At 60.6% G+C, this 15,622-nt stretch carries 19 protein-coding genes; 6 read left to right on the top strand and 13 right to left on the bottom strand.

Annotation, left to right across the window (positions count from 1 at the left end):
• Nucleotides 1–7: 7 nt before the first annotated feature.
• The gene (locus C7U61_RS01365) at nt 8–1,003 is read right to left on the bottom strand and encodes an aldo/keto reductase (RefSeq protein ID WP_106996349.1); all 996 of its coding nucleotides are present in this window, start codon (nt 1,001–1,003) and stop codon (nt 8–10) included.
• A 128-nt stretch (nt 1,004–1,131) separates the two neighbouring features.
• Here C7U61_RS01365 and C7U61_RS01370 point away from each other — a divergent pair, with 128 nt between their 5' ends.
• Together C7U61_RS01370 and C7U61_RS01375 are read left to right on the top strand one after the other, a co-directional pair.
• The gene (locus C7U61_RS01370; RefSeq protein ID WP_106996350.1) at nt 1,132–2,025 is read left to right on the top strand and encodes a LysR family transcriptional regulator; all 894 of its coding nucleotides are present in this window, start codon (nt 1,132–1,134) and stop codon (nt 2,023–2,025) included.
• An 83-nt stretch (nt 2,026–2,108) separates the two neighbouring features.
• On the top strand, nt 2,109–2,726 hold the full coding sequence (locus C7U61_RS01375) for a hypothetical protein (protein ID WP_106996351.1): 618 nt from the start codon (nt 2,109–2,111) through the stop codon (nt 2,724–2,726).
• Here the strand turns inward: C7U61_RS01375 and C7U61_RS01380 are convergent.
• The 3 genes from C7U61_RS01380 to C7U61_RS19415 all read right to left on the bottom strand — a co-directional run bounded on the left by C7U61_RS01380 (nt 2,716) and on the right by C7U61_RS19415 (nt 4,393).
• Entirely contained in the window at nt 2,716–3,159 is a 444-nt protein-coding gene (locus C7U61_RS01380) for a GNAT family N-acetyltransferase (protein WP_106996352.1), read from the bottom strand. The two genes, C7U61_RS01375 and C7U61_RS01380, sit on opposite strands and share 11 nt — an antisense overlap.
• A 13-nt stretch (nt 3,160–3,172) precedes the next feature.
• Entirely contained in the window at nt 3,173–4,123 is a 951-nt protein-coding gene (locus C7U61_RS01385; protein ID WP_106996353.1) for an aldo/keto reductase, read from the bottom strand.
• A gap of 102 nt (nt 4,124–4,225) precedes the next feature.
• Nucleotides 4,226–4,393, bottom strand: coding sequence for a hypothetical protein (locus C7U61_RS19415; protein WP_181315764.1), 168 nt, complete (start codon nt 4,391–4,393; stop codon nt 4,226–4,228).
• On the opposite strand from C7U61_RS19415, the gene C7U61_RS01390 reads away from it, so the two are divergent.
• A complete protein-coding gene (locus tag C7U61_RS01390) occupies nt 4,392–5,378 on the top strand; it encodes a Gfo/Idh/MocA family oxidoreductase (protein ID WP_106996354.1) in 987 nt (328 codons plus the stop codon). The genes C7U61_RS19415 and C7U61_RS01390 overlap by 2 nt on opposite strands.
• 8 nt (nt 5,379–5,386) lie before the next feature.
• On the opposite strand, the gene C7U61_RS01395 is transcribed toward C7U61_RS01390, so the two are convergent.
• Together C7U61_RS01395 and C7U61_RS01400 are read right to left on the bottom strand one after the other, a co-directional pair.
• Nucleotides 5,387–5,773: a GtrA family protein gene (locus C7U61_RS01395; RefSeq protein WP_106996355.1), complete on the bottom strand. Its 387-nt coding sequence runs from the start codon at nt 5,771–5,773 to the stop codon at nt 5,387–5,389.
• Nucleotides 5,770–6,783 carry a glycosyltransferase gene (locus tag C7U61_RS01400; protein ID WP_106996356.1) on the bottom strand — a complete coding sequence of 338 codons (1,014 nt, stop codon included), beginning with the start codon at nt 6,781–6,783 and terminating at the stop codon, nt 5,770–5,772. Before C7U61_RS01400 ends, C7U61_RS01395 begins: the two co-directional genes overlap by 4 nt.
• A 238-nt stretch (nt 6,784–7,021) precedes the next feature.
• Here C7U61_RS01400 and C7U61_RS01405 point away from each other — a divergent pair, with 238 nt between their 5' ends.
• On the top strand, nt 7,022–8,860 hold the full coding sequence (locus C7U61_RS01405) for a hypothetical protein (protein ID WP_106996357.1): 1,839 nt from the start codon (nt 7,022–7,024) through the stop codon (nt 8,858–8,860).
• A gap of 59 nt (nt 8,861–8,919) precedes the next feature.
• On the opposite strand, the gene C7U61_RS01410 is transcribed toward C7U61_RS01405, so the two are convergent.
• Nucleotides 8,920–9,156, bottom strand: a complete 237-nt coding sequence (locus C7U61_RS01410) for a homogentisate export protein (protein ID WP_106996358.1) — start codon at nt 9,154–9,156, stop codon at nt 8,920–8,922.
• A 137-nt stretch (nt 9,157–9,293) separates the two neighbouring features.
• Between C7U61_RS01410 and xseA the strand changes: the two genes are divergently transcribed.
• On the top strand, nt 9,294–10,913 hold the full coding sequence (gene xseA / locus C7U61_RS01415) for an exodeoxyribonuclease VII large subunit (RefSeq protein ID WP_106996359.1): 1,620 nt from the start codon (nt 9,294–9,296) through the stop codon (nt 10,911–10,913).
• Nucleotides 10,913–11,503: an NAD(P)H-dependent oxidoreductase gene (locus C7U61_RS01420; RefSeq protein ID WP_106996360.1), complete on the top strand. Its 591-nt coding sequence runs from the start codon at nt 10,913–10,915 to the stop codon at nt 11,501–11,503. Before xseA ends, C7U61_RS01420 begins: the two co-directional genes overlap by 1 nt.
• Nucleotides 11,504–11,575: 72 nt before the next feature.
• Here the strand turns inward: C7U61_RS01420 and C7U61_RS01425 are convergent, their stop codons facing one another.
• The 6 genes from C7U61_RS01425 to C7U61_RS01450 form a co-directional block, all read right to left on the bottom strand.
• The gene (locus C7U61_RS01425) at nt 11,576–12,829 is read right to left on the bottom strand and encodes an aminopeptidase (RefSeq protein ID WP_106996361.1); all 1,254 of its coding nucleotides are present in this window, start codon (nt 12,827–12,829) and stop codon (nt 11,576–11,578) included.
• 93 nt (nt 12,830–12,922) lie between these two features.
• The gene (ybaK, locus tag C7U61_RS01430; protein ID WP_106996362.1) at nt 12,923–13,396 is read right to left on the bottom strand and encodes a Cys-tRNA(Pro) deacylase; all 474 of its coding nucleotides are present in this window, start codon (nt 13,394–13,396) and stop codon (nt 12,923–12,925) included.
• Between the two features lie 26 nt (nt 13,397–13,422).
• Entirely contained in the window at nt 13,423–13,650 is a 228-nt protein-coding gene (locus C7U61_RS01435; RefSeq protein WP_106996363.1) for a toxin-antitoxin system HicB family antitoxin, read from the bottom strand.
• Between the two features lies 1 nt (nt 13,651).
• The gene (locus tag C7U61_RS01440; protein ID WP_106996364.1) at nt 13,652–14,077 is read right to left on the bottom strand and encodes a putative toxin-antitoxin system toxin component, PIN family; all 426 of its coding nucleotides are present in this window, start codon (nt 14,075–14,077) and stop codon (nt 13,652–13,654) included.
• 49 nt (nt 14,078–14,126) lie between these two features.
• Nucleotides 14,127–14,480 (bottom strand): ArsC family reductase, encoded by a 354-nt coding sequence (locus C7U61_RS01445; protein WP_106996365.1) that lies wholly within the window; start codon nt 14,478–14,480, stop codon nt 14,127–14,129.
• 21 nt (nt 14,481–14,501) lie between these two features.
• Nucleotides 14,502–15,563 carry a succinylglutamate desuccinylase/aspartoacylase family protein gene (locus C7U61_RS01450; RefSeq protein ID WP_106996366.1) on the bottom strand — a complete coding sequence of 354 codons (1,062 nt, stop codon included), beginning with the start codon at nt 15,561–15,563 and terminating at the stop codon, nt 14,502–14,504.
• Nucleotides 15,564–15,622 lie beyond the last annotated feature (59 nt).

Consider the following 15,622-nt stretch of genomic DNA (forward strand, 5'->3'; position numbering starts at 1 on the left):
CCGTTTGTCATATATTCGTCAAGGCCAAGGCGGCATCGGTATACCGCTTTCCGATGACGATCTCGGGCTTAATGATATCGCCGAGTTCCTTCACCTCTTGTGCCGAAAGGACGATATCGGCAGCCGCGGCATTCTGCTCGAGATGGTGCAGCTTGCGAGCGCCAGGGATCGGTACGATGTCGTCGCCCTGATGCAGAACCCATGCGAGCGCCAGTTGTGCCGCCGTGGCGTTCTTTTCTTCGGCAAGAGCTTGAAGCTTCGCCACGAGGGCCGCGTTGGCATCGAAATTCTCGCCCTGGAAGCGCGGCAGCGAACGGCGGAAATCGTCGTCGGCGAGGTCTTCTGTCTTTTGGATCATGCCGGTGAGGAAGCCGCGGCCGAGTGGGCTATAAGGCACGAAGCCGATCCCGAGTTCGCGGCAGGTGGCGAGCACATCTTCTTCCGGATCGCGGCTCCAGAGCGAATATTCGCTCTGCACGGCGGCGATCGGATGTACGGCATGGGCGCGGCGGATGGTGGCAGAGCTCGCTTCGGAAAGGCCGAGCGCGCGCACCTTGCCCTCTTTTACAAGCTCTGTCATGGCGCCGACCGTATCTTCGATCGGCACATTCGGATCGACGCGATGCTGGTAGAAAAGGTCGATGACGTCGGTGCCAAGCCGCTTCAGCGAGGCTTCGGCGACTTCCTTCACATGTTCCGGCCGGCTGTCGACGCCATTCATGGCGGCGAGCCCCGATTTCGTGTGATCGAGCTTGAAACCGAATTTGGTGGCAATGACCACACGGTCGCGAACCGGCCTCAGCGTGCGGCCGAGCAGCTCTTCGTTGGTGAAGGGGCCATACATTTCGGCGGTATCGAAAAAGGTGACGCCGAGATCGACGGCGCGGTGCAGCGTTTTGACGGATTCGTCGTCGTCCGTCGGGCCATAGGCGAAGCTCATGCCCATGCAGCCGAGTCCGACGGCGGAAACGGTGAGATCCTTACCAAGCCTGCGGGTTTTCATGATCTATTCCTTTTGAGCTTATGGAAGCGGCGGCGGTCATTTCCGCTGCCGACATGCTCAAATTAGGGTTCCGGACAATGAATGAAAATCGGTGCAAATCCTTACAGGTTGTTCTATAATTTAGATCAATGAACAGAACACAGCTCTCTCAGCTTGCGGTATTCGCTGCCGTCGCCGCCCATCGAAGCTTCCGCGCCGCCGGCAAGGAATTGTCGATCGCGCCGTCGGCCGTCAGCCATGCCGTCTCCAGCCTGGAGGAAAGCCTAGGCGTGCGCCTGCTTGCCCGCACCACGCGCAGCGTGCTCCCGACGGAGGAGGGGCAGGCGCTATTGCAACGGCTGGCGCCCGCCCTGGAGGAAATCGATATCGCGCTGGAGGATACGCTTGCGACCCGTGGTCGCCCGGCGGGAACGCTGCGCATCACCGCGCCTCGTTTTGCCTCCGATCTGCTGATGGCGCCCCGCATCGGCGATTTCCTCAATACCTATCCCGATATCACGCTCGAAATCGCCAACGAGGACGGCTTCAGCAATATCGTCAAGGAAGGCTACGATGCGGGCATCCGGCTGGCGGAGAGCATCGAAGGCGACATGATCGCGGTGAAGATCTCGCCGGATATACGCACCGTCATTGCCGGCTCTCCGGCCTATTTCGAAAAGCATCCGAAGCCTCTGCATCCGCGCGATCTCGTCCATCATCGCTGCATCAAGCGGCGGTTCAGCGATGGCTCGATCTATCGCTGGGAATTCGAGAAGGATGGCCGCGAGCTGGTCGTTGCCGTCGATGGGCCCCTGATCGTGATCGAGGATCGGCTCGGCGTTTTAGCCGCCCTCAATGGCGCCGGCCTTGCCTATCTCTTCGACATTCGCGTGCAGCAGGAATTGGCCGAGGGCAAGCTCATCCGCGTGCTGGAGGATTGGTGTCCGCCCTATCCCGGCTTCTGTATCTATTATCCAAGCCGCCGCCAGATGCGCCCGGCGCTCAGAGCCTTCATCGATTTCTTTAAATATGCCGGACCCTGACATAGCTGCTGACAGAAATCGGGTGGCGGTGATGCGATAAGTCGTCTCGACTGATCGAATGGTTTCAGAAAGGGATAGCAGCGATGAGAAAACCGGGATCGATGAAGGGGCTTGAGGATCTCGGCCGCGTCAGGCTTTCGAGGAACTTCTTTTTTCGCGATTTCCTGCATTCGGAAATATCGGATTTCTATCGCATTCCCAATATTCCGGAGGATCCCGATCTGGCGATCGAGACGGGCCGCAGGCTCTGCGAGGAATTGCTGGAGCCGCTGGAAGCGACCTTTGGCCGGCTGCATATCCGCTCAGGTTATCGCTCACCCGAGGTCAACGCCTTCGGTAACAGGAACGGACTGAATTGCTCGACCAATCCGCACACTGCCGCGCATCACATCTGGGATATGCGCGATCTCGACGGCTGCATGGGGGCTGCAGTCTGTATCGTCGTGCCATGGCTGATCGATCGTCACCGCCATGAGGGCGACTGGCAGAAGCTCGCCTGGTGGATCCACGATCATCTGCCCTATGCCTCGCTCTGCTTCTTCCCGAAGCTCTGGGCCTTCAACATCCAATGGCACGAGCGGCCGATGCGGACCATCCAGAGCTATGTCAGCCCGCGCGGCATGCTGACGAAGCCCGGCATGGCGAACTGGGACGGTGATCATGCAGCCCATTATGAGGGCTTTCCCAAGCTCAAAAGCTGATGCGATAGCGAATATGCCCGTCGCTTTCGACATAGGTGTCGTAGAGCTTGCGGGCGGTCGCGTTGCCTTCTTCCGTATGCCAGCAAAGACGAGCCCAGCCGTTCTTCTTGCAAAGGGCAACGAGGTCGTCGAGCAGCGCCCGACCGACGCCGCGGCCGCGAGCGCTTTCATCGACGAACAGGTCTTCCAGATAGCAGTCGGGCGCGCGCACCCATGTGCCCTCATGCGTGAGGCTGAGGGTAAAGCCCTTCACCTCGCCATCGACCTCAGCGACGCGCATGAAGATCGCCGACGCCGGATCGAAGACGCGGCGCCATGTCGCATCGGTAATGTCGGGCGCGACGGTGACGCCATAGAAGGCGAGATAGCCGTTCCATAGCGCGCGCCAGCGCGCTTCATCTTCGGGTCTGGCGTCTCGGATCGTCACGGTCATTGGATTGCCTCTTTTATTCGCCGGCTGCATCGAGCAGGCGCATGGCGTCATCGGAAAGCGAAACCTTTGCCGAATTGATGAGCGCGTCGAGCTGGCTGAGGCTGGTGGCGCTGGCGATCGGGGCTGTGACACCGCGTTTGCGTAAGAGCCAGGCGAGCGCGATTTCTGCGGGCTTCGCGCCGGTTTCGGCGGCGACCTTGTCGAGGGCCGCAAGGATGCGCAGGCCCTTGTCGTCGAAATAGGCTGAAACCCGGTTCTCGCGCGCCCGTCCTTCGGTATCGGCCTTGGTGCGGTACTTGCCGGTCAGGAAGCCGGCGGCGAGGCTGAAATAGGTGATGACGCCGATCTCTTCCCTAACGCAGAGATCCGCCAGCGGCCCTTCGAAGCTGTCGCGGGCATAGAGATTGTATTCCGGCTGCAGCACGTCATAGCGCGGCAGGCCGGCCTTGGCGGCAGCATCGAGCGAAGCCTGGAGCTGCGTCGCATCGAGGTTCGAACAGCCGACATGGCGGATCTTGCCCTGTTCCTGCAGCTTGGCATAGGCGGCAAGCGACTCCTCATACGGCGTCTCAGGATCCGGCCAGTGCGAGAGATAAAGGTCGATGTGATCGGTCTGCAGCCGCTTCAGCGAGGCTTCAGCCGCTTCGATGATGTAGCCGGCCTTGAGGCCCTTCTTGCCCGGCCCCATCTCCGATCCGATCTTGGTGATGATGATGGCCTTGTCGCGCGAAACGCGGCCCTGCTTCAGCCACTTGCCGATGATCTCTTCGGAATCGCCGCCCTTGTTGCCGGGAACCCAGCGGGAATAGACATCGGCCGTATCGATCGTGTTGAAGCCGGCGTCGAAGAAGGCGTCGAGCAATGCGTAGGAGGTTTTCTCATCGGCCGTCCAGCCGAAGACATTGCCGCCGAAAACGATGGGGGCGACAAACAGATCGGTTCGTCCAAGCTTGCGCATGTCCATGATATCACTCCAAATCACTCGAGAGTCGGGCCGGCGAAGGATGCCGGAGGAAGAAAAAGGCAGGCTAACGCCGCGAAGAGTGAAATTCCACTAACGATTTCTTTATTCATCGGCGAAGGCCACTTTTGGAACGGCGTTGCGCCCGCTGCGGCTGGCGCTTAAGGTCAGCGCCGCTGCTGCGGCGTCGAGTCGCTGGCTCTGCTTTTCAACCTTACTGGCTCCTAGGGCGCGGTCTGCGCCGTGGATGCGATGCTTCAGGAGAGAGATCATGTTGCGTTTCGGAATTCTGTCGACGGCCAAGATCGGCCGCGAGCTTGTCGTGCCCGCTATCCAGGATGCTGAAAATTGCGTGGTGACGGCCATCGCCAGCCGCGATCTCGCCCGCGCCCGGCAGATGGCCGATCGCTTCTCCGTGCCGCATGCCTTCGGCTCCTATGAGGAGATGCTCGCCTCCGACACGATCGATGCCGTCTATATCCCCCTGCCGACCTCTCAGCATGTCGAATGGACGATCAAGGCTGCCGATGCCGGCAAGCATGTGTTGTGCGAAAAGCCGATCGCTCTCAAGGCGGATGAGATCGACAGTCTGATTGCCGCCCGCGACCGCAACAAGGTTCTGGTGACGGAAGCCTATATGGTCACCTATGCGCCGGTCTGGCGGAAGGTCCGCTCGCTGCTCGCCGACGGCGCCATCGGCCGGCTGCGCCACATCCAGGGCGCCTTCACCTATTTCAACCGCGATGCCGGCAACATGCGCAACATTCCCGCACTTGGCGGCGGTGGCCTGCCCGATATCGGCGTCTACCCGTCCATCAGCACGCGTTTCGTCACCGGCCGCGAGCCCCTGCGCATCCAGGCGGTGACCGAGCGCGATCCGGAGTTCGGCACCGACATCTACTCCAGCGTCAAGGCAGACTTCGGCGATTTCGAACTGACCTTCTACATCTCGACGCAGATGGCCAACCGTCAGGTCATGGTCTTCCACGGTACGGATGGTTTCATCGAGGTGAAATCACCCTTCAATGCCGACCGTTATGGCGCTGAAGAGCTGGAGCTGACCAACCGCGGCCATTCGGAATCGCAGATTTTCCGCTTTCCCGACAGCCGCCAATACAAGCGTGAGGCGGAGGCCTTCGCCTCTGCCGCGCTTGGTCAAGGCGCGGAGGTCGTGTCGCTGGAAAGTTCGAAGCTCAACCAAAAGGTCATCGACGCCATCTACCGCGCCAGCGAGAAGGACGGCTGGGAGCCGGTCTGAGAGTTTCCTCAGGGGCTCTGCCGGTGGCGGAAGACGAAGCGCGAATAGCCGAAGAAGCTGAACGCCGTCGCCGCCGCCGAAGACAGGATTAAGGCAATGATGGGCCTGAGCCCCGGCTCGGTCATCAGCAAAGAACTGAAGAGGGCGTAGTTCAGCAGAGCCGAGGTCAGCCCGACCGAACCGTAGCGGAAACCCTCCGCCGCAAGCGAGCGGTCGGATCGGCCGAAGGTGAAGTTACGGTTGAGTACCCAGGTGGCAAGCAGCGCGCTCGGTATCGAAATGGCACGGCCGACGAATGGGCCGAAAGGTGTGAACCAGAGCAAGAGATGCAGCACGCCCGCATCGACCACGAAGCCGACACCGCCTGCGATCAGGAAGCGAAAGAGCTTCTTCATGCCGCCTTGGCCCTTTTCTTCCGGCTTGGCGGCTTGTCAATCTCAGCCATGTAAACCGTCCTGTCATCGCCGCTTTCCCCGGAGGAGGGCTTGGGCAGGCTCATATAGTGGATGCGCAGCTGTTCGGCGCGGGCGCGCGCCACGGAATCCAGAATGATGCCGGCCGTAAACAGCATGAAGGCGATCATTGTGAGCGCCAGCGAGAGCATCCAGCTCGGCATGCGCAAGACCCGCCCGGTTTCGAAATACTCGATGAAGACCGGGATGGAGAAGCCGATGCTGAGCTCGATGGCGACGGCGCTCAGAACGCCGAAAAAGGCGAAAGGCCGCGTTTCCTTCATCAGCATCGCGAACATCCAGAGAATCCTGCCACCGTCGCGGAAGGTGGAAAGCTTCGAATGCGAGCCTTCCGGCCGCCGTCCGTAATCGAGTTCCAGCTCGCTGACGGGCAGTTTCAGCCTGGAGGCATGCACCGACATTTCCGTCTCGATCTCGAAGCCGCCCGACACCGCGGGGAAGCTCTTGACGAAGCGGCGCGAGAAGCAGCGGTAGCCGGAAAAGATATCGGTGAAATCGGCCCCGAAGATGCCGCGATAAAGCCAATTGAAGATGCGGTTGCCAAAGGCGTGGCCCTGCCGGCCGGCGTCGTTGTGAACGTTGCGGCGGGTGCCGACGACCATGTCGGATCCCTCGGTCAGCAGCGTGCGGATCAGCTCTTCGCCGTCTTCGGGCGCATAGGTGCCGTCGCCGTCGGCCATCAGGTAGATGTCGGCTTCGATATCGGCGAACATGCGGCGCACCACATGTCCCTTGCCCTGCCGGCGTTCGCGCACGACAGTCGCGCCGGCAAGCATGGCATGCAGCGCGGTGCCGTCGGTCGAATTATTGTCATAGACATAGATCGCAGCCTGCGGCAGCGCCTTGCGGAAGCCGCGCACGACCTCGCCGATTGTTGCGGCTTCATTGTAACAAGGCAGGAGGACGGCGATGTTCAGCTTCTCATTCCACATGGTCTTGGCCGGTTGCTGCGTGTGAAGTCAAGTCGAGGCCCGATGGACGATCCGGACGAGAGCTTATCCCGCTGGCTGTTAATAAGACCCTATGGCTGCCAAATAAAAAAGGCGGGATACCGGCGCTGCGAAAAACATTCTCGTGATGAACGCGGTCGTAGGCATGGGCTTTACTTTTTTTTGATCGGCAACCGTTAGCGTATCGCCGGACTATCCTTCCAACACGGGGTTTATCGAGATGGCGCAAACGCTGGCAATGCCGCCCGAGGCAGCCGGAACGGCAGAGAAGAAGGCGCCTCTGGGCTGGTCTCATCCTGCTCTCGCTGCTCTCGTCTATGCCGCCATCGTCATCGTCGCACAGCTCATCATTCATCGTAACCTCGCGGACTATGTCGGGGCCGATAATGATGACGCCATGCGTCTTGTCGAAGTGCGCGATTTTCTCGCCGGCCAGGGTTGGTTCGACATGATGCAGTATCGTCTCGGCCTTGCGGGCGGGACGCTGATGCACTGGTCGCGCTTTATCGATCTGCCGATTGCAAGCCTCATTCTCTTCTTCCGGATGTTCCTTTCACCCGAAGGCGCCGAAGCGGCGGCACTGACCGTCTGGCCGTTGATGCTCGTCCTGCCGCTGATATTTTTCATGGGCCTTGCGGGCAGGCGCGTTGCCGGCGTGGAAGGCATGCATTTCTCGCTGATCCTGACGGCGTTGTTTATCTTGCTTTCGCCCCGCTTCGTGCCGGGCTCCATCGATCATGACAATGTCCAGCTCGGTCTAGTTGCCCTCACCGTGGCAATGCTGGTCGATGAAAACTATCGCCCTCGCAATTTCGCCATTGCGGCCGTCGCCCTTGCCGTCCAGCTCGGTATCGGCGCGGAGACAACGCCCTTCGTCGCCGTCGCCTGCATGTCGGTTGCCTGTTTGTGGGCGTGGAAAGGCGAGATTTTCGCACCGGCAGCAAAGGCTTTTTCGCTGACCCTGGCGGTTGCCGTCAGCGCCGCCTTTTTTTCGCTGGTGCCGCCGCGCCTTTATTCGATGGTCACATGCGACAATCTCTCGCTCGGCTTTTACGGCATCACCAGCGCCGGCTGCGTCGGGCTTCTCCTGTCGTCTCTCTTTGCCAGCCGTCTCTCCCGACCCCGGCGCATTGCAATTCTCGTGGTCAACGGTGCATTCGTGTTGGCGACGACGGTGGCCCTCGCACCACAGTGCCTGCGCAATCCGCTTTCCGATCTGGACCCCATGCTGATTGACCTGTGGCTTAGCAGAGTGACCGAGGCGCAATCGATCTTTTCCGTGGCTCACCACCAGCCCGATACGCTCGGGGCTTTCTATGCGACGGGCCTCCTGGCGATGCTCATTTGCGCGGTTCGTATCCTGCGGGGTAATCGCGCCAGCCTCCATGCAATGCTGCTGGCTCTGATTGCGATCAATTGGATGATTACGCTGGTGCAGGTGCGCGGCGCAGAATTTGCCAATCTCCTGGCCATACCGCCATTGGCATTGGCGATTGCCGAACTGCGAAAAAACTACATGGCCGATCCCAAAAATCTGCGCTCGGTCCTGCTCTACGCGGGGACGCTATTGGCCTCGGTCCCAGCCGTTTGGGCCGTGGCCGGCACGCTTGCAACCAAGGGGGGCGTCGATGGTTTTATAGCCGCGGCACCGGTCAAGGCGGAGGAGACTGCCAACTGTGCCTCCAGGCAGGCCCTGGCGCCGATCGCGGATCTTGAGCCGGGGGTGGTCGCCGCAGCCTCCAACATGGGAGCGCCGATTTTGCGCTTCACGCCCCATCGAACCCTCTCCGGCCCCTATCATCGCGATCCGGACGGAATGATGGCCGAGCTGCTTATCGGCCTTGCGGAGCCGCAACAGGCGGAATCGCTTCTGCATGGGGCAAAGGTGACGATTGTCGCCTTCTGCAAGGGCGATCCGCAGGTGGAGCTTGTGAGCGAACGGGCGCCGAACGGGCTTTACGCGCAGCTGACTGCCGGGCATGTCCCGGCTTATCTGGAGCCCATTGCGGCGCCGGCGGAATCGGATGTGAAGTTTTTTCGCGTCAAGCCGCAGGGGTGAAGTGGAGCCGTTCAGCTCCGCGCGGGATCTCCGAACCGCCCGCTACACGCACTTTCCCGCTACTGCCTCTGGGCTCGGCGCTGCTCCAGCACATCAGCCGTGATGAGATAGCCGATAAAGCCGAGATTGTAGCCGCCGAGTGCGATGAACAGGGTCGTCAGCGGCGGCGGAACGATGGATATTGCCACAGCCGCCATGAAGGCGATGCTCACCAGCGCCGCGCCGAGAAGGGCGCTGATCGTCGAGCGCTGCAGGCCGGCGGCAATTCCGATGATCGTGGCGGTCGCGAATATCATCGCTCCATATCCTCTTTACCAAGAACCAGTTTGCACAGGTTTACGCGCGGATGGCTAAGAAAGGCTTTGTCAGCAGGGTTAACGCTTGATGAAGCAATAGGCTCCGCATTTTCCGTGACATCGGCTAGAAAGAAGTCATGAGCAGCTTTTTTGAGAATGATTCGCCCTCGAACCTGACGGAATATTCCGTCTCGGAATTGTCCGGATCGATCAAGCGCACGGTCGAAAATGCGTTCGACCAGGTGCGCGTGCGCGGGGAAATTTCCGGCTATCGCGGGCCGCATTCTTCCGGCCATGCCTATTTCTCGCTGAAGGATGATCGCGCCCGCATCGACGCGGTGATCTGGAAAGGCACATTTTCCAAGCTCAAATTCCGCCCTGAAGAGGGAATGGAGGTCATCGCGACCGGCAAGGTGACGACCTTTCCCGGCTCGTCGAAATACCAGATCGTCATCGAGACATTGGAGCCGGCTGGCGCGGGCGCGCTGATGGCGCTTTTGGAAGAGCGCAAGCGCAAGCTCGGCGCCGAAGGCCTCTTCGATCCCGAGCGCAAGCGCAGGCTGCCCTTCATGCCCAAGGTGATCGGCGTCGTTACCTCGCCGACCGGTGCCGTCATTCGCGATATCCTGCATCGCATCTCCGATCGTTTTCCCGTGCACGTGCTGGTCTGGCCTGTAAAAGTGCAGGGCGAGGGCTCCGGCGACGAAGTGGCGAACGCCATACGCGGCTTCAACGAATTTGCCCACGGCGGCCCCATTCCGCGCCCCGATGTGCTGATCGTCGCGCGCGGCGGCGGGAGTCTTGAGGATCTCTGGAGCTTCAATGACGAGGCCGTGGTGCGCGCCGCCGCCGCGAGCGAGATTCCGCTGATCTCGGCCGTCGGTCACGAGACCGACTGGACCTTGATAGACTACGCCGCCGACGTGCGCGCCCCGACACCGACGGGTGCGGCCGAAATGGCCGTTCCGGTCAAGGCTGAACTGGAGGCGCAGCTTGCAAGCCTTGCCGCCCGGCTGCAGGGCGGAATGACGAGACAGATGGATCAGCGGCGGCAGGCGGTGCGCGCTCTGCTGCGTGCCCTGCCTTCGCTCGACCAGATTCTCGCTTTGCCGCGTCGCCGCTTCGATGAGGCAGCAGCCGGCCTTGGCCGCGGACTGGAGTTGAACACGCTGAACAAGCGCCGCTCCTTCGAGCGCACGGCCTCGCATCTCCGACCCGATATTCTGTCAAACCGTATCGCCGAGCGCCGACAGCAATTAAGCGAACGGATGACCCGCGCCGAGCGGACCATCGAGCGCATGCTCGACCGGTCTCGTGCCCGTATCGAGCGAGCCGATGCCGTTTTTGCCACGTTGCCGTCGCGCCTCGAAGCGCAGACGGGCAGGGCGCGCGATCGCCTCGGCAATCTCGTCCGCCATGCCGATACCGCCATCCGCCATCAGTTGACCCGGGCGCGCAGCGAGCTTACGGCGCAGGAGCGTATCCTGCAGTCGCTCTCCTACAAGAACGTCCTGAAGCGCGGATACGCCGTGATTCGCGACGAGGATGGCCGCCCGGTTTCGCTGGCGGCAGCGCTTTCCACCGGTGCTGCGATCTCGATCGAGTTCGCGGACGGCCGCATCGGTGCGGTTACAGGCGATGATCCTATCACGCCGTCTCCATCCACGCCGCTCTCGAGCACTGCGCCCTCGAAGAAGCGCGTCAGCAAGCCGGCAGAGCCCGCCGCCGCTCCACCGAAGCAGGGAAGCCTATTCTGATGCGTATCCTGCTGGTGCTGGCTCATCCGCTGGAAGACAGCTTTGCCGCCGCGGTGGTAAAGCTTGCGCACGAAACACTCGTTGCGGGCGGCCATGAGGTCAATCTGCTCGATCTTTATCGCGAGGGCTTCGACCCGCGCCTGTCCGAAGCCGAACGGCGCGGCTATTTCGACCAGCCCTATGATACGTCAGGCGTCGACAATATCGTCGCGCAGATGCGTCAGGCGGAAGGCCTGATCCTGGTGTTTCCGCAATGGTGGTTCAATTTCCCGGCGATCCTCAAGGGCTTCTTCGATCGCGCCTTTGCGCCCGGCGTCGCCTTCACCCATGATCCGGCCGGCGGCCGAATTGTGCCGAAGCTCACCAATATCCGCCTGTTCTGGGCGTTGACGACAACGGGGTCGCCCTGGTGGATCGTGCATCTCTACATGGGCAATCCGGTGCGGCGCCTGCTAAAGCGCGGCATTGCCGCCTTCTGCGCCAAGCGGCTGAATTTCCGAATGCTGGCGCTGCATGACATGGACCGCGTGACCGAAGCCGGACGCAAGGCGCATCTCGAGCGTGTCAAGCGAGCGCTGGCGACGATCTGATCTCACGATTTTCGAAAAATATGCCGCGGCAGAGATACCGCGGCATGATTGCATTCGAATATCCGAACTTGGTTATGCCCACTCGCCCTTGCGCATGACCGGCACGCGCGAGCCATCGGCATTGATGCCGTCGATATCGACCTTGTCGGAGCCGATCATCCAGTCGATGTGGATCAGGCTGGAATTGCCGCCCTGCGCCTTGATCTGCTCCTGGCTGAGCTTTGCGCCATCGATGAAGCACTTGGAATAGCATTGGCCGAGCGCGATGTGGCAGGAGGCGTTTTCGTCGAAAAGCGTGTTGTAGAACAGGATGCCGCTTGCCGAAATCGGTGAGGAATGCGGCACCAGCGCCACTTCGCCAAGCCGGCGTGCGCCTTCGTCGGTATCGAGCACCTTGTTCAGCACTTCCTCGCCGCGCGTCGCCTTGGCCTCGATGATCCGGCCGCCTTCGAAACGCACCTGGATATTGTCGATCAGCGTGCCCTGATGCGACAGCGGTTTCGTAGACGAGACATGGCCCTCGACACGCAGCGCATGCGGCGTGGTGAAGACCTCTTCTGTCGGGATGTTCGGGTTGCAGGTGATGCCGTTCTTGGCGGTCGAAGCGCCGCCATGCCATTCATGGCCGTCTGCAAGGCCGACAGTCAGGTCGGTTCCCGGTCCCTGGAAATGCAGTGCTGCGAAGCGCTGGCCGTTCATCCAGGCCGAGCGCTTGTGCAGATTGGCATTATGTTCCGTCCAGGCCGAGATCGGATCTTCGACATCGACGCGCGAAGCGGAAAAGATCGCCTTGGCGAGCTTGGCAACGGCGATCGCTTCCGGATCGTTCGGAAAGACCAGCTTCGCCCAGGAGGGGTTCGGATAGGAGACGATGTTCCAGTTGGTGTCGAAATTCGAGATCTTTTCGAGCGCCGGCTTGTAGGCGGCCGAATTGGCGCGGTTGGCGCGCGCCACCTTGTTCGGGTCCTGGTTGGACAAGAGCATCGGATTGTCCCCGGCAATGGCGAGGCGCGCCGTATTGCTGGAGAAAGCCTTGGCCATGCCTTCATATAGCCATGTCGCGGCGCGGTCGAAGCTCGCATCCTGGCCGTATTCATAGCGGGCGAGCGTCGTCTCTTCGTCGGAATAGAAGGTGGAAACGAGGCCGGCGCCGGCTTTGTAGGCCTCGCGCGTGATCAGGCGCACCAACGGCATCGCCGCGATCGGCGCCGTCATCAGCAGATCCTGACCGGCCTGTAGCTGCAACCCGACCCTTACGGCTACTTCCGCAAGCTTTTCAAGCTTGGCGTGATCGACGGGATGATGGTTGAGGGTGGCTGATGTCATGACAAACCTGCTTGGCTGATATCGGAAGATGGTCTGAAGACTTAGACCGGTTTGCGGCGAAATTGAAGGCGTGAAGTCCGATCTTGAAGATGGTCAGGCAATCAGGGGCGCAGCCTTGGCTTTAAGAGCGAGCAAGGCATCCTGCGGACTGAGACGCACTTGCAGCCCGCGCTGGCCGCCATTGATATAGACGTAAGCCTCGGTCATAGCCTGCGCCTCTATTGCTGTCGGCACAAGCTTCTTCTGGCCGAAGGGGCTGATGCCGCCGACATGATAGCCGGTCAGGCGCTCGGCGTCGGCCGGCTTCATCATGGCGGCCGATTTGCCGCCAAAGGCTGCGGCAAGCTTCTTCATGCTGACTTCGTGGTCCGAAGGCACGACGGCGCAGACCGGCTTGCCATCCACCTCGGCCATCAAGGTCTTCAGGACGCGATGCGGCTCTTCGCCAAGCGCCTCCGCCGCCTGCAGGCCGACACGCTCTGCATTCGGATCGTAGTCATAGGCGTGTACGGTGAAGGCGACCTTCGCCTGGGCCAGCACTTGTGTGGCGCGGGTGGTTTTCGACATGAGATAATATTTCCAGTCGTGCGGCTTTAAGTGCGTTGGGAATGAGCGCGATCGAGCTTTTCGAGAATGTCTAAGCCACGAGCTTTGTCACCTTTGGCTGCCCTGAGCCGAAACCGTGTCTCGGCGTCGAACTCCGTAAGTACTTTTGTGGTCAGTTCTTCGAAAAGCTTGTTGAGACTCGTGCCGCGAGATGCAGCAAGAGCCTTCAGCCGTTCGTGGTGATCGTTTGGAAGGCGAATTGTCAGCGTGCTCATGTCAAAGCTTCCTTCGAATAAGGAACTCACCTGCTGTATGAATTTCCAGCTGCGGAAATAGCAATTCCGCTTGAGCGAAATCTCTCTTGTTTGCCGTTATCAGCGCCGATGCACCGCCACCAACCGCGAGTTCGATCAAGTGATTGTCTCCTTCGTCGTGTAAGTTTGGACGCCATAAGTAATATATGGGAATCCACAAGCAGCTTGAAAGGAACGCATTGAGGAGAGCGGCGCGCTCTTCTTTTGCGATGAATCGATCATCGAAAAGGCTATCTCTTTCGCAAACATCCTCGTATTCGGCAAACAATGCATTGCTGATCAGTGGAACCAACTGCTCTTCAAGACAGAGGCGGATGACCTGTCGCGGCGCCCCATCTGCATTCATGATCGCGGAAACGAAAACGTTCGTGTCAATGACAACCTTCATGGGAAAATGATAGCGTATATGCTATCAAATTCAAGGATGCAGTGGCGGACTATGACTTGCCGAATGAAGCCGCATAAACATCCGGCTTGAAGCCGATGAGCAATTTGCTGTCCGCTTCGAGCACCGGGCGCTTGATCATCGAAGGCTGCGCCAGCATCAGCTGAATGGCCTTGTCCTTCGAAAGGTCGGTGCGATCCGCTTCGGGCAGGGCCTTGAAGGTCGTGCCGGCGCGGTTGAGGACGACTTCCCATCCCGCTTCCGTCGTCCAGCGCTCCAGATGATCCCGATCGATGCCGATTGCCTTGTAATCGTGGAAATCATAGGCAATGCCATGGCCCTCGAGCCAGCTCCGGGCCTTCTTCATCGTGTCGCAGTTCTTGATGCCGTAAATGATGATCGCCATGTCGAATCCGTCTCTTACTTCTCAGTCCTCAAGCGTACCCGGCTTGCGGGCAACGGAGCTTGGCTTATCCGCGCCGATCTTCATCAGGTCGCCCCGCCGGCGCACCAGCCGGTCCGAAACACGAGTGACGATCAGGCCCGCTTGCGGCGCAAGGACATCGATGGTCCCGTTCGCCATGCCGGGCGCGGTGATGATGGTCGCGAGCAGATCGCCTTCCTTGACCCTTTCGCCGATATTGCGGTGGAAAAGCACGGTGCCTGCTTGGGGAGCGCGGATCATCTCGACATTGTCGAGCGGTACGGCCGGGCCGGTGAATGTGCCAAGGGCTGCCCCCTCGTCGCGGACTGCGCCGCGCGCGGCAAGAAAGCGCCAAAGCCCTTTCGCATCTTCCCTTGCCATCTCCGGATAGACGTCGCGCGTGCCGCGCAGCTCGACCGTCACCGAAAGCTTGCCCGGCAGCCTTGCCTTCTTTTCCCCCGGCACCTCGTATTTCCAGGCGAAGCTGACCGCTTCCTCGAAGGCCGAGCTTTCGCCATCCGACAGCAGCACGGCATCCATCTTCAGCGCCGCGGCAAGATCGGCGGCTTCGGGCCAGAATGCCTCATCGATATAGGCATATTGCAGGGATTCATCATCGCAGTGGAGATCGATCACCAGATCGGCACCGAGCGCCATATGGATAAGCTGACGCTTCAACCGGTCGACGGCGGGGTAACGCTCCAGATTTTCGATCAGAAGATCGCGATCGCGCAGCGAGATCAGCGGGAAATCGCGGTTGAAATTGGTGCGCGATCCCAGGTCGAACCGGCCCTGCATCTCGCCGAAATGCGATTGCGCCGCGCCGATCGGATTGGCATGCGGCACCACGACGATATCGCTGAGGATTGCGCCTGTCCCTTCCGCCTGCCGCAGGCGCTCGCAAAGGAAATGCACGAGCGCCGTGCCCGGCAGCTCGCCAGCGTGCAATGCAGCCTGGATATAGATCTTCGGCGCATCTGCCTTGCTGCCGGGAAAATGCAGGACGGGCAGGCGCCACGCGATTCCAGGAGTGTCGCCTTCGATGACGATTTCGGTGACGTTCATGGGCGGGCCTCCTGCTTCGCGACAATCAAAGACCCATATCAAGCCTTGGCCGCAAGCCG

The sequence above is a fragment of the Rhizobium sp. JAB6 genome, from assembly GCF_003024605.1.
Taxonomy (GTDB): domain Bacteria; phylum Pseudomonadota; class Alphaproteobacteria; order Rhizobiales; family Rhizobiaceae; genus Rhizobium.